Origin of the sequence: Roseibium sediminis, from assembly GCF_008711325.1 — a bacterium.
In the GTDB taxonomy this organism is placed as follows: domain Bacteria; phylum Pseudomonadota; class Alphaproteobacteria; order Rhizobiales; family Stappiaceae; genus Roseibium; species Roseibium sediminis.
Map to the genome: position 1 here is coordinate 184,840 of NZ_VXDB01000001.1, position 15,391 is coordinate 200,230.

Below are 15,391 nucleotides of genomic sequence, written 5' to 3' on the forward strand. Positions count from 1 at the left end.
CCGGATTCGCCATGCTCCTGCCCTACGCCACGACGTCCTCATGGAAACCCTGGAAAACAAGGGTCTTTGACTTTCGTGCAATCAAGCAGGAAGCCCGCAGCAGTTTTGCCTTTGATCCCGGGCAATATGTCCCCTTTGATCCTCCGGACCATGTCTATCCCGAACATTGTGACAAGACAGGCGGAGAGCGCTTCATGGCGGCCTTTTTGGGTCAGAGGGAGGCTCGCCAGTCTGAACTGTCCAAGCTCCTGCAGTATCACGGCCTTGGAATTCCGGATGGGCCTGCTGGATGGGACAAGGTCGGCGACTTCATTCAGGGCCATATCGAGATAAATCTACCGGCAAGCACCGCGCAGGACACAGCCGCGCAACTTGTCTCCAGCAAGGGACACGAACTTGCCTTGCGTCCGATGTGGCACAGCATCCTGATCGACATCGCCATTTGCATCGGCTCTACACTGGAAACCCACCTCAAAGGGCGGGATCCAGTCTGGCATCTGGACCGTCACGACATCGACACCGTTACTTCAGACAATCTTCCGGCCCTTCTTGTCCCCTCTGCAACGGCAGCAGAACCGGCACCGCTCTCTCGCCTCGAAGCAGAATTGACACAACGTGTTCTGGCAAAACCCGAGCTGGCCGGAAACATGGACGAATGGGAGCAGGTGGTTATCGAGTGCGCGGCTTCATTTGGTGAAAGTGTTCCGGAAGATCTCCCGTCAGCAACCGAGCTCTATCTGGCCGCAACACTGCCACAGGGATTGAGCATCTCCCCGGTGAAGGAAATGCAGCTCTTTTTCTATCAGGCACTCGACCGTCGCTATCGCTCGCAAAAACCGGAGCCGGTTCCCTTCAGTCTCGGCGACATGTTCAGACCGGGCCTTGGCTGGCCCTGGTCAAACCATCCGGGCATATGATTTCAAGAAGGGCGCGGATAGCGCTTCACGCAGGTTCCGGTTACCGAAAATCCGGTCATGTAGGGATCACGTTCATCCAACGTGATGGTGTTGGTTCCGGTCCGCACCGCCCAACCTTCGATCGTCGGACGAATGCCGGTCTTGCCGCCAATTGAAACTTCTTCCTTGATCCCGCCCTTGAACAGCGAACCGATCACGCTTTCGTGGACAAAGCTGTCTCCCGGCTTCAGCTGGCCTTTTGCATGAAGCTGGGCCATGCGGGCGGACGTTCCGGTCCCGCAGGGGCTGCGGTCAATCGCCTTGTCGCCATAAAAGACCGCATTGCGGGCGTCGGCGTCCGGATGGTCCGCCGGACCGGTCCACTGGATGTGAGTGATGTTCCGAATGCCCGGGTTTTCCGGGTGGATGATTGTATAGGCCTCGTTCAACCGTTCGCGCAGAACAGGGCTGATGGCGACCAGCTGGTCCACCGGCACAGTGCCAACACCGGCAAATTTCTCCTGCGGCTCGATGATCGCATAGAAATTGCCGCCATAGGCCACATCAAAAGTCAGCCTGCCAAATTCTGGGCAATCAATTTCAAGTCCCTGCTCGGCAAGAAAGGACGGAACATTGGTGAGGCGCACGGACTTCACATATTCGCCGTCCATCTCGTATTCAGCCAGCACCAGACCTGCCGGTGTTTCAAGTCGGGCCAAGCCCGGTGTCGCCGGAGTCAGCAAACCTTCCTCGATGGCCATCGTCACCGTACCGATCGTGCCATGACCGCACATCGGCAGGCAGCCCGAAGTCTCCAGATACAGGACACCGACATCATACTCGTCGGATGAGGGAGGATAGAGAATGGAGCCGGACATCATGTCATGACCGCGCGGCTCAAACATCAGGCCAGTGCGGATCCAGTCATAGTCGGCAATGAACTTCTGTCGCCGCTCAAACATGCTGGCTGCCTCAATGCGCGGCCCACCGCCTGCGACAAGGCGCACCGGGTTTCCGCAAGTGTGCCCGTCAAGGCAGAAGAACGTGTGTCGAGCCATCTTACCTATCTCACATCAAAAACGCTGCGCGCTGAAGGGGGCCAGATCCGTTACAGGTTTTTCGCCAAATACGAGGGACGTTACCAGTTCACCCGTCGTCGCCGACTGGGTCAAACCATGATGCGCATGCCCGAAGGCATAAATGATACGCGGGCTGACACTCGACGGGCCAATAACCGGAAGGCTGTCCGGCAAGGAAGGACGAAAGCCCATCCAGCGCTTGCCTTCAGATGCATCCAGACACGGGAAAAGCTTCCGAGCCTTCGATATCATTGCGTCGACACGTGCCCAGTTCGGCGCAAGATCAAGGCCGCCAAACTCAACTGCTCCGCCGATGCGAAGCCCGGTGGACAGCGGCGACAGAACAAATCCGTGGCCGGGCAACATCACAAAGCGGCCCAGCTTGAGACCCGGATTTGGAACTGTAATGTTGTAGCCCCGTTCCGTATCAAGCGGCACATTGTCTCCGAGACCGGCAGCAAGCTTCTTCGACCAGGCCCCGCACGCGACAACGACGTGATCCGCATCCCGTGTCTCACCATTTTTCAAGACCAGCCGCGCGCCCTCGGCGGTTGGCTCTACGGACATGACCTCGCCTGTCTCGAACAAAACACCTTGCCCTTCCAGCCATCCCGCAAGCGAACGGCAAAGAATATGGGGGTCATCAACCTGCGCCCAGCCGGGGATGAGGGCCCCGCCAACCACATGATCGGCCAGCTCCGGCTCCAGCTCCAGAACTTCAGCCGAGGTTAGCTCCTGTACCTCAATGCCATAGTCCCGCTGTTCCGCCCAGAAGCTGCGCGCCCGTTCCAGTTTCGAGCGATTGTCGAAGACTTCAAGACAGCCCTCGTGCCGAACCTGATTGTGGGTTCCTGAAGCCTTCCAAAGCCGGTCCCATGCCGGATAGGCATCCTTGTTCAGAGCCGCGAGGGCCACGGTGCTGGCGGCAACCCGCGACGGAGACGACGCTCCGATGAAACGAAGCATCCATGGCAAGATTTTCAGGGCATAAGCTGGCCTGACCGTGAGAGGACCAAGAGGATCTGCCAACCAGCCGATGGCGTCCTTCCAGATGCCTGGAGAAGCAAGCGGGGCAACATCCGTCCACGCAATGGCAGCGGCGTTTCCCTGACTGGCACCGGCAGCTACACCTTCACGGTCAATGATCGTGACGGAGCAACCGCGCTGCAGCAGCGCGGCAGCCGTTGCCAATCCGACAATTCCAGCGCCAATGACCTGGACCTGCAAACCAGCCATGAAAGGCTATGCTCCCTGGATACTCGGCAAATGCGGGCGGCACTCCAATGCCTTGCGAATGACGGTTTCGACCCTCTCCCGTTCCTTCCCATGAAGAGGAAGGCGCGGGGCGCGACAGCGATCATTGGAGCCGATCGCATGGACCTCCGCAAGCTTGATATTCTGCACCAGATTTGTTGATACATCGAGGTCCAGAAGCGGGCGGAACCAGCGGTAGATTTCCAAAGCCTCGGCAATACGTCCCGCCTGATGCAGGCGGTAGATGGCAACCGTTTCCTTCGGGAAGGCAACGACAAGACCGGCCACCCAGCCGACAGCTCCCACCATGAGACTTTCAAGGGCCAGATTGTCGACACCGGTAAAGACGTCAAAGCGATCCCCAAAGTGGTTGAAGACATCGGTCACGCGCCGGATGTCATCGGTCGATTCCTTCATCGCGACAACGAGTTCTTCCTTCGCCAATTCCTCGAACATCCCGAGCGTGATATCGACGCCATAGGCAACAGGGTTGTTGTAGATCATCACCGGCAATCCGCCGGCCTGCGTGAGCGCCTTCAAATGGGCAATCGTTTCATGGGGTGCAGACTTGTAAGGAACACCCGGCAGGACCATCAGCCCGTCAGCTCCTGCATTGGCAGCGGCCTTGGCGGCCTTTGCCGCCCGTTTCGTGCTGCTTTCACAAACCGTCATCAGGACAGGTTTGGAGCCAGCAACGCTCTTGGCAATGGACAGCAGTTCAAGCTTTTCCTCAGGCTCGAGAGCCATTGCTTCACCCAGAGATCCGCACACGATCAAACCGTCACAGCCGGCATCCATCTGCAGGGCGAAGCAACGCTCCATCTCCGGCCGGTCGAGAGCATCATCTGCGGTAAACTTCGTCGTGACCGCAGGAAAGACACCTTTCCACATTCTGGAATCTCCCATCAAGAATTCTGTTGGACCTGACCTTGCAGCTTCAGTTTCCGTTTGTCAACGACTGATATATGAGTAAAATATCAACAAGCAATTGAACCGCGGAATTGAGGAAGACCTGAGCCCATGCCGGAAGTGGAAAGCCGGGCCTCTGAGGCCTACCGGAAACTGGAAGAAGACCTGGTAACCCTGCGCTACAGACCGGGCGACACCCTCACCGAAGGCAAGGTCACCGAAGAACTGGGAATGGGCCGCACCCCTGTACGTGAGGCCTTGCAACGTCTTGCTTGGGAGGGACTTCTAACGATCCGGCCCCGTCTTGGAGTGCTGGTTGCCGAGATGAACCCCGCCGATTTCATCAAGGTGGTGAGTGCGCGTCATGCACTGGAAGTGCTGCTGGCAGGTTCCGCTGCCCGCCTTGCAAGCAGGGAGCAGAGAGACGCGTTGAAGGACTGCGCCCAGCAGATGCGAAAGTCCGTCGCAGAGGCAGACATCATGGCTTTCCAACGTCTCGACAAGCGTTTCGACGAAATCGTCGCCGAGGCGGCCTGCAATCCTTTTGCAGCCCAGGCGGTTGCTCCACTGCAAACACAAAGCAGGCGCTTCTGGTTCCGCTATTTCGGCGAAGAAGATCTGACGCAGGCAGCCCGCAACCATTTGGAGCTGATGCAAGCTATTGAAGCGGGGGATGAGAAGGCAGCAGGCGACAAGGCAGAGAGCCTGATGACCTATCTCAGGCAACAGGCGGCCTCCCTCCTCGGCTAGACTGTGTGGCCTCGCCTACCTATGAAGCGCGTTTGGGTGTCAGAAGCCATCCAATCAGGTAAACCGCGATTGCCGCGCCGATCAACTCGGCGACAATGAAACCCGGAAGGTCAACCGGGCGGATTCCGGAAAACGTGTCCGTGAAGCTGCGGGAAATGGCAACGGCCGGGTTCGCAAAAGACGTCGATGCGGTGAACCAGTAAGCCGCCGTTATGTAGAGCCCGACAAGCCACGGGATGGCATCTTCGCGAAACTTCAAACCGCCAAGAATGGTTGCCAGCAATCCGAAGGTGGCGACCACTTCCGCTATCCACTGTGCGCTGCCTGTTCGAACGGTCGTCGACGTCTGTAGGAGAGGCAGATCGAACATGGCGTGGGCGATGAGCGTGCCCATAATCCCACCAAGAATCTGCAGGATCACATAGGGCACCACTTCTGTCATGGCGATCTGGCGCTTCAGCCAGAAGGCAAAGGTCACTGCCGGGTTGAAATGCGCCCCCGATATCGGCCCCAGGATCGTGATCAGGACCACCAGGATGGCACCGGTTGGAATTGTGTTGCCAAGAAGCGAGACCGCAACGTCATCCGACAGTTTATCGGCCATGATGCCTGATCCGACGACCGTGCAGACCAACAGGCCCGTTCCAAGGAATTCTGCAGCCAATCGGCGCGGCAAATCATATTCAGACATGGTGCCCCCTCAGTCGTCCATTTGGCCAATCGCATTGACCCTGGCCCGGCCGTCCGACGCGCCAAACACGTAATCACCCAGGGCGAGCAATGCGTCTACCCGGCGGCGCAAACGCTCATAAGCCAAGTCGAACGCAGCAGCGCGCGCGGCTTCATCACCTTCAACGGAAGCAGGATCCGGTATTCCCCAATGAACCACCATCGGGTGCCCCAGCCAGACGGGACAAGCTTCCCCGGCAGCACTATCACAAACAGTGATGATGAGATCCATTTCCGGGCCACCTGCTTGTGCAAATTCATCCCAGCTCTTTGAACGGAACCCCTCATTGGGCAATCCATGTCGACGCAGGCAATCAAGCGCATCCGGATTGACCATCCCTCGCGGTGTCGATCCGGCGGAATAGGTCCTGAACTGTCCGTTCCCCATATGGCGCAGAAGCGCTTCACCAAGAACGGATCTGGCCGAGTTGGCCGTGCATACGAAGAGCACCTTGCGCACTATCGTCCCCTTCAGGATTTCAAATTCGGTGAGTTTTCGGTAGCTGCCGCACAGCTCGCTGCCAGATCGGCAATCGGCGAGCACAGATCAGGGCGACCGTTGCAGCAGTCTTCCAGCAGGAAGGTTACGAGCTCCTGCATCCCGTCCATTCGGGCAAAGAAGTGGATGGAACGACCGTCTCGCCGGGAGGCAACCAGCCCCGCCCGGGTAAGAGCTCCAAGATGGGTGGAGAGTGTGTTGGAGCGAACCTGCAGGGCTTCAGCTATCGCCCCTGCAGACGCGCCGTCCCGCCCAGCGCGGACCAGCAGACGGAAGACGTCCAGACGTGTTTCCTGACCAAGGGCGGCGAGCGCCAAGAGGGCATCTTTCTTTTCCATAATTCGAGAATACTCGAAATATGGAATCATTCAAATAAAAAAGAACCGCAACGCAGACCGTTGCGGTTCCAATCCCTTCAGGAAAAATCGCCTCAGGCCGCGTTTTTGGCAGCAATTCGCTTGCGGATACTCTCCACATCCGCGTTCGGCGTCGCGGCAAACAGGGTCTTGGTGTAGCTGTGCTGCGGATTGCCGAACACTTCATCGCGCGTGCCGTATTCGACCACTTCGCCGAAATACATCACCATCACCTTGTCGGCGAGATAACGAACGACCGAAAGGTCATGGCTGATGAAGACGTAAGTCAGCCCCATCTCGTCCTGAAGGTCTTTCAGGAGGTTGAGGATCTGGGCCTGCACGGACAGATCAAGCGCCGACACGGGTTCATCAAGCACGAGAAGCTTCGGCTTCATCATGATGGCCCGGGCAATCGCAATACGCTGACGCTGACCACCCGAGAACATGTGCGGATACCGTCCGTAGTGCTCCGGTTGGAGTCCGACTTTTTGCAGCATGTCGAGAGCAAGGTCCCGACGTTCAGCAGCCGGCATGTTCGTGTTCAGCAGCAGCGGCTCTTCAAGAACATGGCCGATTTTCTGGCGCGGATTGAGCGAACCATAGGGGTTCTGGAAGACGATCTGCACCTTCTGGCGCATGTCCTTCGATATACCTGTCTTGGAAATATCGATCGGCAGGCCGTCCACCTCGATGGTGCCGGACGATTGCGCATCAATCATGGTCAGCATGCGGGCAAGGGTCGACTTGCCGCAACCACTTTCGCCAACGACGGCAAGCGTGGTGCCCCGCTCCACATCAAAGTTGACACCCTTGACGGCCGTCAACGTGGAAGCTGGACGGAAAAGACCGCCCTTGATTTCATAGGTCCGATAAAGATCGCGAACCTTGAGAATGGGTTGTTGAGACATGATCAAAATCCTCCCGCGCCTGCAAAGTCAGCAACCGTCGGCAGACGATCCCCGGTCGCATTTTCGGGCAAGGCAGACAGGAGCGCCTTGGTATAGGCGTTTTGCGGGTTTTCGAAGAGCGAGAGAACATCTGCCTCCTCCATCTTCCGCCCCTTGTACTGCACGATCACACGGTCTGCGGTTTCGGCCACAACGCCCATATCATGGGTGATCATGATCAGGCCCATGCCGCTGTCCTGCTGAAGCTTTACCAGCAGATCAAGGATCTGTTTCTGGATGGTCACATCGAGTGCCGTGGTCGGCTCATCTGCGATCAGGAGTTTTGGCCTGCAGGCGATCGCCATGGCGATCATTACACGTTGGCACTGGCCACCGGACATCTGGTGGGGGAACGCGTCCACCCGGCTTTCCGGATTGGGCAGACCGACCGAATGCATCAGCTCAATGACACGGTCCTTGCGCTGCCTGGCATTGAGGTCCGTATGGATCTGCAAGGTTTCAGCCAGCTGGTACCCAACGGTGAAACACGGATTAAGGCTGGCAATAGGCTCCTGAAAGATCATGGAGATGTCCTTGCCAATCACCTTGCGGCGCTGAGCCTTGGTCAGGGTCCGCAGGTCAAGGCCCTCGAACTCCATCTTGTCAGCGGTGATGGTTGCCGTGTCAGGCAGAAGGCCCATCGTTGCCAGCATCGCCACGGACTTGCCAGAACCGGATTCCCCGACAATCGCAAGGACCTCGCCAGCGTCCACCGTGTAGTCAACGCCATCGAGAGCGCGGAACGGGCCTTTGGCGGTATCAAACTCGACCCGCAGGTTTCTGATTTCAAGAAGCGGCATGATCAGCTCCTCTTCAACTTCGGATCAAGGGCATCGCGCAAGCCGTCGCCGACAAGGTTGATGGCCAGAACCGTGACCAGAATGGCAAGACCGGGGAAGGTCACCACCCACCAGGCCCGCAGGATGAACTCACGCGCTTCGGCAAGCATCGTGCCCCACTCAGGCGTAGGCGGTTGCGCACCCATGCCAAGGAAGCCAAGAGCTGCAGCATCGAGGATCGCATTTGAGAACGACAGCGTCGCCTGAACGATCAGCGGTGCCAGACAGTTCGGCAGGATGGTCTTGAACATCAAACGCATGTGCCCTGCTCCCGCAACGCGGGCAGCAACCACATAGTCACGTCCGCGTTCGGCCATGACGGCAGCACGAGTCAGACGTACGAAATGCGGCTGGAGAACGATGGCAATCGCGATCATCGCATTCATCAGCCCCGGGCCAAGGATTGCGACCAGCACAAGAGCCAGCAGCAGGGACGGGAATGCGAGAATGATGTCCATCAGGCGCATGATGAACGTGTCGACAGATCCCCGCATGTAACCGGCAACCAGGCCGATCACGATGCCGCCGACAAGGGCGATCGACACGACGACCACACCAATGAACAGCGAGAACTGCGCCCCGTAAATCAGGCGGGACAGGATATCGCGGCCAACGGCATCCGTTCCCAGAAGGAAGGTCGCCTTACCACCGTCTTCCCATGCTGGTGGCACGAGAAAACTGTCACGATACTGGAAGGTTGGATCATGCGGAGCGATGAGCGGCGCAAACACGGCCATGATCACAAGGGCCATGAACACGACAAGGCCGATCACTGCGCCCTTGTTCTGGGAGAAATAGTACCAGAACTCGATAAGCTGGGCCTTGGTTGCACTACGGCTTTCGGCTTCCAGCTTGGCGGTGCTGACCGGTGCAGGGGAGGAATTCGTCATTGGTATGCCCTCCGGATCAGTTGTGGCGAATACGCGGATTGACGAGGCCGTAAAGCACATCAACCACGAGGTTCACGATCATGATGATGGCCGCGATCAGCAGCAGTCCGCCCTGGACCACGAAATAATCACGACGCGAAATGCTGTCGACCAGCCACTTGCCGATGCCCGGCCAGGAGAAGATCGTCTCGGTCAGGATCGCACCGGCCAGAAGAACGCCGACCTGCAGGCCGATTGTGGTGATGACCGGGATAAGCGCATTGCGCAGCGCATGCAGGCCAATGACCCGGCTTGGCGGCAAGCCCTTGGCGCGCGCGGTACGAACATAATCCTCACCCAGAACCTCAAGCATGGCCGACCGGGTCTGGCGGGCAATCACCGCGAGCGGGATCGTGGCCAACACGATGGAGGGCAAGATCAGGTGACTGACGGCTGACTGGAACGCCCCCTTCTGCCCAGACAAGAGGCTGTCGATGAGCATGAAGCCGGTCACGTTCGGGAAGAAATAGAGGAAGGAAATACGGCCCGAGACCGGTGTCCACTGCAGGATGCTGGAGAACAGGATGATCAGCAGCAGGCCCCACCAGAAGATCGGCATGGAATAGCCAACCAGAGCCGTTCCCATGATGGTCTGGTCAAAGAAGGAGCCTCGCTTGACGGCCGCAAAGATACCGGCGGGAATTCCTAGACACACTGCAATGATGATCGCGCACAGCGCCAGTTCGGCAGTCGCGGGAAAGAGTGTCAGGAACTCGTCAAGCACTGGCTTCTTGGACACAAAGGATGTGCCGAGATCACCCTGAAAAATGTTCAGAAGATAGTCGAAATACTGCTGCCACAGGGGCTTGTCGAAGCCCATTTGCGCCAGAAGTTCCGCCTTGCGCTCCGGATCGATGCCACGTTCACCGGCCAGAAGGTCAAGCGGGTCACCTGGAAGAAGACGAATGAAGCTGAAAGCCACGAGTGTGACCCCCAGAAATGTCGGGATCAACAGGCCAAGGCGGCCCAGGAGAAATCGAAGCATGATTAGGATCCGAATAGAGCAAGCCAGCGATCCCGCGAATATTAAAGGGGGATCGCCGGCCTAAAAGTGCGAAGGGCGCCCGAATGAACTGGCGCCCTTTTGATTTCAGACGGCTTACTGTGCGAGGTCCACGCCGTCGAACCAGTGACCACCCAGCGGGTCCATCACGTAGCCGGTGACTTCCTTGCGCATTGGCATGAAGACGACCGAGTGAGCGATGGTTGCCCACGGAGCTTCTTCCTTGAAGACCACCTGAGCCTGTTCGTACAGCTTGGTACGCTCAGCCTTGTCGGAAACGGTCTTGGCCTTGTTGATCAGAGCCTGGAAGTCGTCGTTGCACCACTGTGCACGGTTGGAACCGCCAACGCCGTCACAGCCGAGCAGAACGGCAAGGAAGTTGTCCGGGTCACCATTGTCACCGGTCCAGCCGAGCAGGACAGCGCCGTCGCGATCAACGTCCTTGGAACGGGAGAGGTACTCACCCCACTCGTAGGAGACGATCTCGACATTGACGCCAACTGCAGCAAAGTCGGCCTGCAGGACTTCAGCCATACGGCGAGCGTTCGGGTTATACGGACGCTGTACCGGCATCGCCCAGATCTTCATGGACAGATCGGAAACGCCTGCTTCAGCAAGCAGCTTCTTGGCCAGTTCCGGATCATAGGCATCGTCGACGATGGCGTCGTTATAGGACCACATGGTCGGCGGGATCGGGTTCTTTGCCGCCTGACCAGAGCCCTGGAACACGGCATCAAGGATCGCCTGCTTGTTCACGGCGTGGTTAAGCGCCTTGCGGACCTCCTTCTTGTCGAACGGAGCAACCTTGGTGTTGTAGGCAAGGTAGCCGACGTTGAGGCCCTGCTGTTCCATCATGTTGAGGTTTTCGTCAGACTGGATGTCCGCGATGTCAGCCGGTGCCGGATAAGGCATGACGTGACATTCACCGGCCTTCAGCTTCTGAAGGCGAACGGAGGCATCCGGTGTGATAGCGAAAACGAGGTTTTCGACCGGCTGCTTGCCACCCCAGTAGTCACCAAAGCCTGCGTAGCGGATCACGGCGTCCTTCTGGTAGCCAACGAAGGAGAACGGACCGGTACCAACCGGCTGCTGGTTCAGCTGGTCCTTGGTGCCGGAAGCTTCCAGCTGGGCAGCATATTCAGCAGACAGAACGGATGCGAAGTCCATGGCGAGGTTTGCAACCATCGGAGCTTCCGGACGGTTCAGGACAAACTTCACCGTGTAATCGTCAACCTTCACGATCTCCTTGATGAGATCAGGCATGGACATGCCGTTGAAGTATTCCCAGGCAGTGCCCGGTGTGTACTCATGCCAGGCATGGTTCTTGTCGAGCTGACGGCCAAACGAGAAGATCACGTCGTCAGCGTTGAAGTCGCGTGACGGGGTGAAGAAGTTCGTGGTGTGGAACTTTACGCCCTTACGCAGGTTGAAGGTGTACTCCAGACCGTCTTCGGAAACGTCCCAGCTCTCTGCCAGACCCGGAATAACTTCCGTGGTGCCGCGCTTGAATTCCACAAGGCGGTTATAGAGCGGCTTGGAGGACGCATCGAAAGTGGTACCGGACGTGTATAGAGCGGTATCGAAGCCTTCCGGTGAACCTTCAGAGCAATAAACCAGCGTTTTTGCGGAGGCGCCTGTGGCAGCGATGACCGCCATGCTTGCGCCGAGAAGGGTAGCCTTCAGGGTGGATCGGAAATTCATCAAACTGTTCTCCCCTTGATGAAGAAGGCGGGCGTTGCATCGTTAGAGGTCGTGCAATCTCCTTTGGCCCGCGCCGAGCAAACTAAGGCTTTTTTTCGCCACAAAATCAACCGCTCAGATATTTCTAATTTCAGGTATTTTGGGAAAAATTATTACTAGGTCAGATTTACTGACGTAAAAAATGGGCATGTTTGGAGAGATTTACGCAACGTAATTCTTCTGAACCAAAGCGAATTGACCCAAAAACGGTGCGAGGTTTCAGACAGGACTGAAACCTCTTCCCTCAGCCCGAATTCTAGCCGTTCGTGCGTGTCCGGCGAACCGCATCAGCCCATCCGTCAAGCAGCTGGGCGGACTGTTCCTTCGCCATTTCCGGCTCGAAGCGACGTTCAAGCTTCCAGCTTGCCGAAAACTCCTTGCGGCCGGGCCAGACTCCGGCCCGGGATCCGGCAAGCCACGCGGCCCCAAGGGCTGTCGTCTCCAGAACCACGGGGCGGTCCACACGAGCTTGCAGGATATCTGCCAAAAACTGCATGGTCCAGTTTGAAGCCGTCATCCCGCCATCGACGCGCAGAACCGTGTCCGTGTCAGCGGACCAATCCTTTTTCATGGCCTCAACCAGATCATGTGTCTGGTAACCGACACTGCACAACGTGGCCCGGGCCAGCTCTTTGGGCCCCGTATTCCGGGTCAGACCGAAAAGCGCACCGCGCGCATCTGCATCCCAATAAGGTGCGCCAAGTCCCACAAAGGCAGGAACCAGATAGACCTCCTGATTCGGATCTGCCTGCTCGGCAAGCCCCTGAGACTGAGCCGCGGATTCAATGACGCCCAACCCGTCGCGCAACCATTGAACGGCCGCACCAGCCACGAAGATTGACCCTTCCAGCGCGTATGTCGTCTCGCCGTCAAGCCGATAGGCAATGGTGGTCAGCAACCGGTTTTTCGAGGCCACCGCATTCGACCCCGTATTCATCAGGGCAAAACACCCCGTGCCATAGGTCGACTTGACCATTCCCGGCTCAAAACAGGCCTGACCGAGCGTCGCCGCCTGCTGATCGCCAGCAACACCCAGCACCGGCAAGGCCGCGCCCAGCAGCTCAGGTTCCGTCACTCCAAAGTCATCGGCACAGTCGAGTACCTCGGGCAGCATCGACATCGGTATTCCAAGGATCGCGCAAAGCTCAGCGTCCCAGCGATTTTCATGGATGTTGTAGATGAGTGTTCGGGAGGCATTCGTGGCATCGGTAACGAAGCGCTTGCCAGCAGTCATGTTCCAGATCAGCCAGGTGTCTACTGTGCCGAAGACAAGTTCCCCACGTTCGGCGCGCGCTCGCACGCCTTCAACATTATCCAGTATCCAGGCAATTTTTGTTCCCGAGAAATAGGGATCAAGAAGGAGGCCCGTGCGAGCTGTGAAGGTGTCCTCGTGACCATCCGCTCTCAGTTTCGCACAGAAGTCGGAAGTTCTGCGATCCTGCCAGACAATTGCATTATAAACCGGTTTTCCCGTTTTCCGATCCCAAACCAGCGTCGTCTCCCGCTGATTGGTGATGCCGATCGCCGCGATTTCATTGGCGGAAAGACCCGCATTCTCAAGAGCCTTGCGGCACACATCCAGCGTGCTTGTCCAGATTTCCAGCGGGTCATGCTCAACCCAACCCGACTTGGGGAAATGCTGGGTGAACTCCTGCTGCCCAACTCCAAGCTGGGAATAGTCCACACCAAACACAATCGCCCGGCTGGACGTTGTTCCCTGATCAATTGCCAACACAGCTCCGGCCATGTCGCCTCCCGTTTCATTTTTGTCTTGTCCGGATTCGGGCCCGCCCCGCCCGATATTGCAAGCCCTTTTTAGGCCGCCGCTCCTGACCGCCCGCCAACAGATCCCTGCAGATGACGCTCAAGAGCCTCGATCTGCTCAGGCGTCAGACGCAAACCAAGTTTTGAACGCCGCCACAAGACATCCTCCGCCGAGCGCGCCCACTCCTCGCGCACGAGCCAATCAACCTCAGCCTGATAGAGGTCACTGCCAAAATGTGTGCCCAGCTGCTCAAGAGATGTGGCGCTTCCCAGAAGGCCATACGCATCCAATCCATAGGCACGGAAGAGTCGTCTTGCGTGGGCGTGGGACAGAAAACCAAACCGAGACCGCAGCTTTTCAACTTCTGCATCAAAGTCCGAGGGATCAAAATCTCCGCCGGGCAGCGCCGCAGTGGCGGTCCATTCGCGGCGGCTGAACGGGAGCGATCCTTCAAGCTTGCTCAGCACATGTTCGGCAAGCTTTCGATAGGTGGTGATCTTGCCGCCAAACACCGAGAGCAAGGGCGCCCGATCTCCGCCGCCGTCGACCTCAAGCACGTAGTCACGCGTTGCGGCCTTGGCGTCGCTGGCACCGTCATCATAAAGGGGACGAACCCCCGAATAGGTATGGACGACATCACCGGGCTCCACCGGCTTTGCCAGATATTCGCTGACCGCCTCGCATAGATAGGCGACTTCGTCATCAGCGATCTGAACGCTTCCCGGATCTCCGACGAAATCGACATCCGTGGTTCCGATCAGGGTGAAGTCGTTCTCATAGGGAATTGCAAAGATGATCCGCCCGTCGGCATTTTGAAAGATGAAGCAGCGGTCATGTTCAAAAATCCGGGGCACGACGATGTGGCTGCCCTTGACCAGACGAACGCGGGACTGCTGGTTCGTGCCCGCAACACCAGCCAGCATGTCCGCCACCCAGGGCCCGGCAGCATTGACAATCACGGATGCTGTGACGGTCCGCTCGTCGCCACTCGCCATATCCTTGAGGGTCACCGTCCAATGCCCGCCTTCGCGGCGTGCACTCACGCATTTCGTCCGGGTCAGGATTGTCGCGCCGCGCCGCGCCGCGTCCCGTGCATTCAGCACGACAAGCCGCGCATCCTCCACCCAACAGTCTGAATACTCGAAACCCTTCCGAAAGCGCGAATTGAGCCCCCGCGAGAACTCGCCTTCATCCAGCCGAACAGTACGCGTTGCAGGCAGAAGCTTGCGCCCGCCGATATGATCGTAGAGGAACAATCCAAGACGCAGCAGCCAGGCAGGGCGCAGATCCTTGTGATGCGGCAGGATGAACCGCATGGGCCAGGCAATATGCGGCGCGAGTTTCCAGAGAACCTCGCGCTCTTTCAGAGCCTTACGCACCAGATTGAACTCGTAGTACTCAAGATATCGCAGGCCGCCGTGGATCAGTTTGGTCGACGCCGAGGACGTCGCGCCGGCCAGATCTCCCATTTCCGCAAGCAGAACCGAAGCCCCACGCCCGACGGCATCGCGGGCTATTCCAGCGCCATTGACCCCTCCGCCGATAACAATGAGATCGTAGTCTGGTTTCATCTGGCCTCTCCAGCAGCGCAAACACGCGGTTCTTGGTTAGAAGCGAAAATAAAACGAAACTGATCGAAATTCAATGAAACGCGAATAATAAAATACCCCGGGAGATAAATTCTCCCGGGGTGTTG

Annotated in this window: 15 protein-coding genes; 2 read left to right on the forward strand and 13 right to left on the reverse strand. The window is 57.8% G+C overall.

Annotated features, from left to right (window positions below):
• The first annotated feature begins 11 nt into the window (after positions 1-11).
• On the forward strand, positions 12-917 hold the full coding sequence (locus F0155_RS00790; RefSeq protein WP_150522569.1) for a hypothetical protein: 906 nt from the start codon (positions 12-14) through the stop codon (positions 915-917).
• 2 nt (positions 918-919) lie between these two features.
• On the opposite strand, the gene F0155_RS00795 is transcribed toward F0155_RS00790, so the two are convergent.
• From F0155_RS00795 to F0155_RS00805, 3 genes are read right to left on the reverse strand one after another with little or no spacing between them, the layout of a single operon-like run.
• Positions 920-1,954: a 4-hydroxyproline epimerase gene (locus F0155_RS00795; RefSeq protein ID WP_150522570.1), complete on the reverse strand. Its 1,035-nt coding sequence runs from the start codon at positions 1,952-1,954 to the stop codon at positions 920-922.
• 15 nt (positions 1,955-1,969) lie between these two features.
• Positions 1,970-3,211 (reverse strand): NAD(P)/FAD-dependent oxidoreductase, encoded by a 1,242-nt coding sequence (locus tag F0155_RS00800; protein WP_150522571.1) that lies wholly within the window; start codon positions 3,209-3,211, stop codon positions 1,970-1,972.
• A 6-nt stretch (positions 3,212-3,217) separates the two neighbouring features.
• Complete coding sequence (locus F0155_RS00805) at positions 3,218-4,120, reverse strand: dihydrodipicolinate synthase family protein (protein ID WP_150522572.1); 903 nt, start codon at positions 4,118-4,120, stop codon at positions 3,218-3,220.
• Between the two features lie 129 nt (positions 4,121-4,249).
• Between F0155_RS00805 and F0155_RS00810 the strand changes: the two genes are divergently transcribed.
• Positions 4,250-4,888 carry a GntR family transcriptional regulator gene (locus tag F0155_RS00810; protein ID WP_150522573.1) on the forward strand — a complete coding sequence of 213 codons (639 nt, stop codon included), beginning with the start codon at positions 4,250-4,252 and terminating at the stop codon, positions 4,886-4,888.
• A 19-nt stretch (positions 4,889-4,907) separates the two neighbouring features.
• Here F0155_RS00810 and F0155_RS00815 read toward each other — a convergent pair whose 3' ends face one another.
• The 10 genes from F0155_RS00815 to glpD all read right to left on the reverse strand — a co-directional run bounded on the left by F0155_RS00815 (position 4,908) and on the right by glpD (position 15,266).
• The gene (locus F0155_RS00815; RefSeq protein WP_150522574.1) at positions 4,908-5,579 is read right to left on the reverse strand and encodes an MIP/aquaporin family protein; all 672 of its coding nucleotides are present in this window, start codon (positions 5,577-5,579) and stop codon (positions 4,908-4,910) included.
• 9 nt (positions 5,580-5,588) lie between these two features.
• A complete protein-coding gene (locus F0155_RS00820) occupies positions 5,589-6,077 on the reverse strand; it encodes an arsenate reductase ArsC (RefSeq protein ID WP_150522575.1) in 489 nt (162 codons plus the stop codon).
• An 11-nt stretch (positions 6,078-6,088) separates the two neighbouring features.
• Positions 6,089-6,454 carry an ArsR/SmtB family transcription factor gene (locus F0155_RS00825; protein WP_150522576.1) on the reverse strand — a complete coding sequence of 122 codons (366 nt, stop codon included), beginning with the start codon at positions 6,452-6,454 and terminating at the stop codon, positions 6,089-6,091.
• A 92-nt stretch (positions 6,455-6,546) separates the two neighbouring features.
• Positions 6,547-7,380 carry an ABC transporter ATP-binding protein gene (locus F0155_RS00830; RefSeq protein ID WP_150522577.1) on the reverse strand — a complete coding sequence of 278 codons (834 nt, stop codon included), beginning with the start codon at positions 7,378-7,380 and terminating at the stop codon, positions 6,547-6,549.
• Positions 7,381-7,382: 2 nt separating this feature from the next.
• Complete coding sequence (locus F0155_RS00835) at positions 7,383-8,219, reverse strand: ABC transporter ATP-binding protein (RefSeq protein ID WP_150522578.1); 837 nt, start codon at positions 8,217-8,219, stop codon at positions 7,383-7,385.
• Positions 8,220-8,221: 2 nt separating this feature from the next.
• Entirely contained in the window at positions 8,222-9,148 is a 927-nt protein-coding gene (locus F0155_RS00840) for an ABC transporter permease subunit (RefSeq protein WP_150522579.1), read from the reverse strand.
• Between the two features lie 16 nt (positions 9,149-9,164).
• Complete coding sequence (locus F0155_RS00845) at positions 9,165-10,172, reverse strand: ABC transporter permease subunit (protein WP_150522580.1); 1,008 nt, start codon at positions 10,170-10,172, stop codon at positions 9,165-9,167.
• A gap of 114 nt (positions 10,173-10,286) precedes the next feature.
• Positions 10,287-11,846 carry an ABC transporter substrate-binding protein gene (locus F0155_RS00850; RefSeq protein ID WP_244303447.1) on the reverse strand — a complete coding sequence of 520 codons (1,560 nt, stop codon included), beginning with the start codon at positions 11,844-11,846 and terminating at the stop codon, positions 10,287-10,289.
• A gap of 340 nt (positions 11,847-12,186) precedes the next feature.
• Complete coding sequence (gene glpK / locus F0155_RS00855) at positions 12,187-13,677, reverse strand: glycerol kinase GlpK (protein ID WP_150522582.1); 1,491 nt, start codon at positions 13,675-13,677, stop codon at positions 12,187-12,189.
• Between the two features lie 68 nt (positions 13,678-13,745).
• Entirely contained in the window at positions 13,746-15,266 is a 1,521-nt protein-coding gene (gene glpD / locus F0155_RS00860; protein WP_150522583.1) for a glycerol-3-phosphate dehydrogenase, read from the reverse strand.
• Positions 15,267-15,391 lie beyond the last annotated feature (125 nt).

Coding starts and splice junctions, on each gene's coding strand:
- F0155_RS00830 (WP_150522577.1), bottom strand. CDS start 7,380: ATGTCTCAACAACCCATTCTCAAGGTTCGCGATCTTTATCGGACCTAT.
- F0155_RS00825 (WP_150522576.1), bottom strand. CDS start 6,454: ATGGAAAAGAAAGATGCCCTCTTGGCGCTCGCCGCCCTTGGTCAGGAA.
- F0155_RS00835 (WP_150522578.1), bottom strand. CDS start 8,219: ATGCCGCTTCTTGAAATCAGAAACCTGCGGGTCGAGTTTGATACCGCC.
- F0155_RS00795 (WP_150522570.1), bottom strand. CDS start 1,954: ATGGCTCGACACACGTTCTTCTGCCTTGACGGGCACACTTGCGGAAAC.
- F0155_RS00810 (WP_150522573.1), top strand. CDS start 4,250: ATGCCGGAAGTGGAAAGCCGGGCCTCTGAGGCCTACCGGAAACTGGAA.
- F0155_RS00805 (WP_150522572.1), bottom strand. CDS start 4,120: ATGTGGAAAGGTGTCTTTCCTGCGGTCACGACGAAGTTTACCGCAGAT.
- F0155_RS00850 (WP_244303447.1), bottom strand. CDS start 11,846: ATGGCGGTCATCGCTGCCACAGGCGCCTCCGCAAAAACGCTGGTTTAT.
- F0155_RS00790 (WP_150522569.1), top strand. CDS start 12: ATGCTCCTGCCCTACGCCACGACGTCCTCATGGAAACCCTGGAAAACA.
- glpK (WP_150522582.1), bottom strand. CDS start 13,677: ATGGCCGGAGCTGTGTTGGCAATTGATCAGGGAACAACGTCCAGCCGG.
- F0155_RS00840 (WP_150522579.1), bottom strand. CDS start 9,148: ATGACGAATTCCTCCCCTGCACCGGTCAGCACCGCCAAGCTGGAAGCC.
- F0155_RS00800 (WP_150522571.1), bottom strand. CDS start 3,211: ATGGCTGGTTTGCAGGTCCAGGTCATTGGCGCTGGAATTGTCGGATTG.
- F0155_RS00845 (WP_150522580.1), bottom strand. CDS start 10,172: ATGCTTCGATTTCTCCTGGGCCGCCTTGGCCTGTTGATCCCGACATTT.
- F0155_RS00815 (WP_150522574.1), bottom strand. CDS start 5,579: ATGTCTGAATATGATTTGCCGCGCCGATTGGCTGCAGAATTCCTTGGA.
- glpD (WP_150522583.1), bottom strand. CDS start 15,266: ATGAAACCAGACTACGATCTCATTGTTATCGGCGGAGGGGTCAATGGC.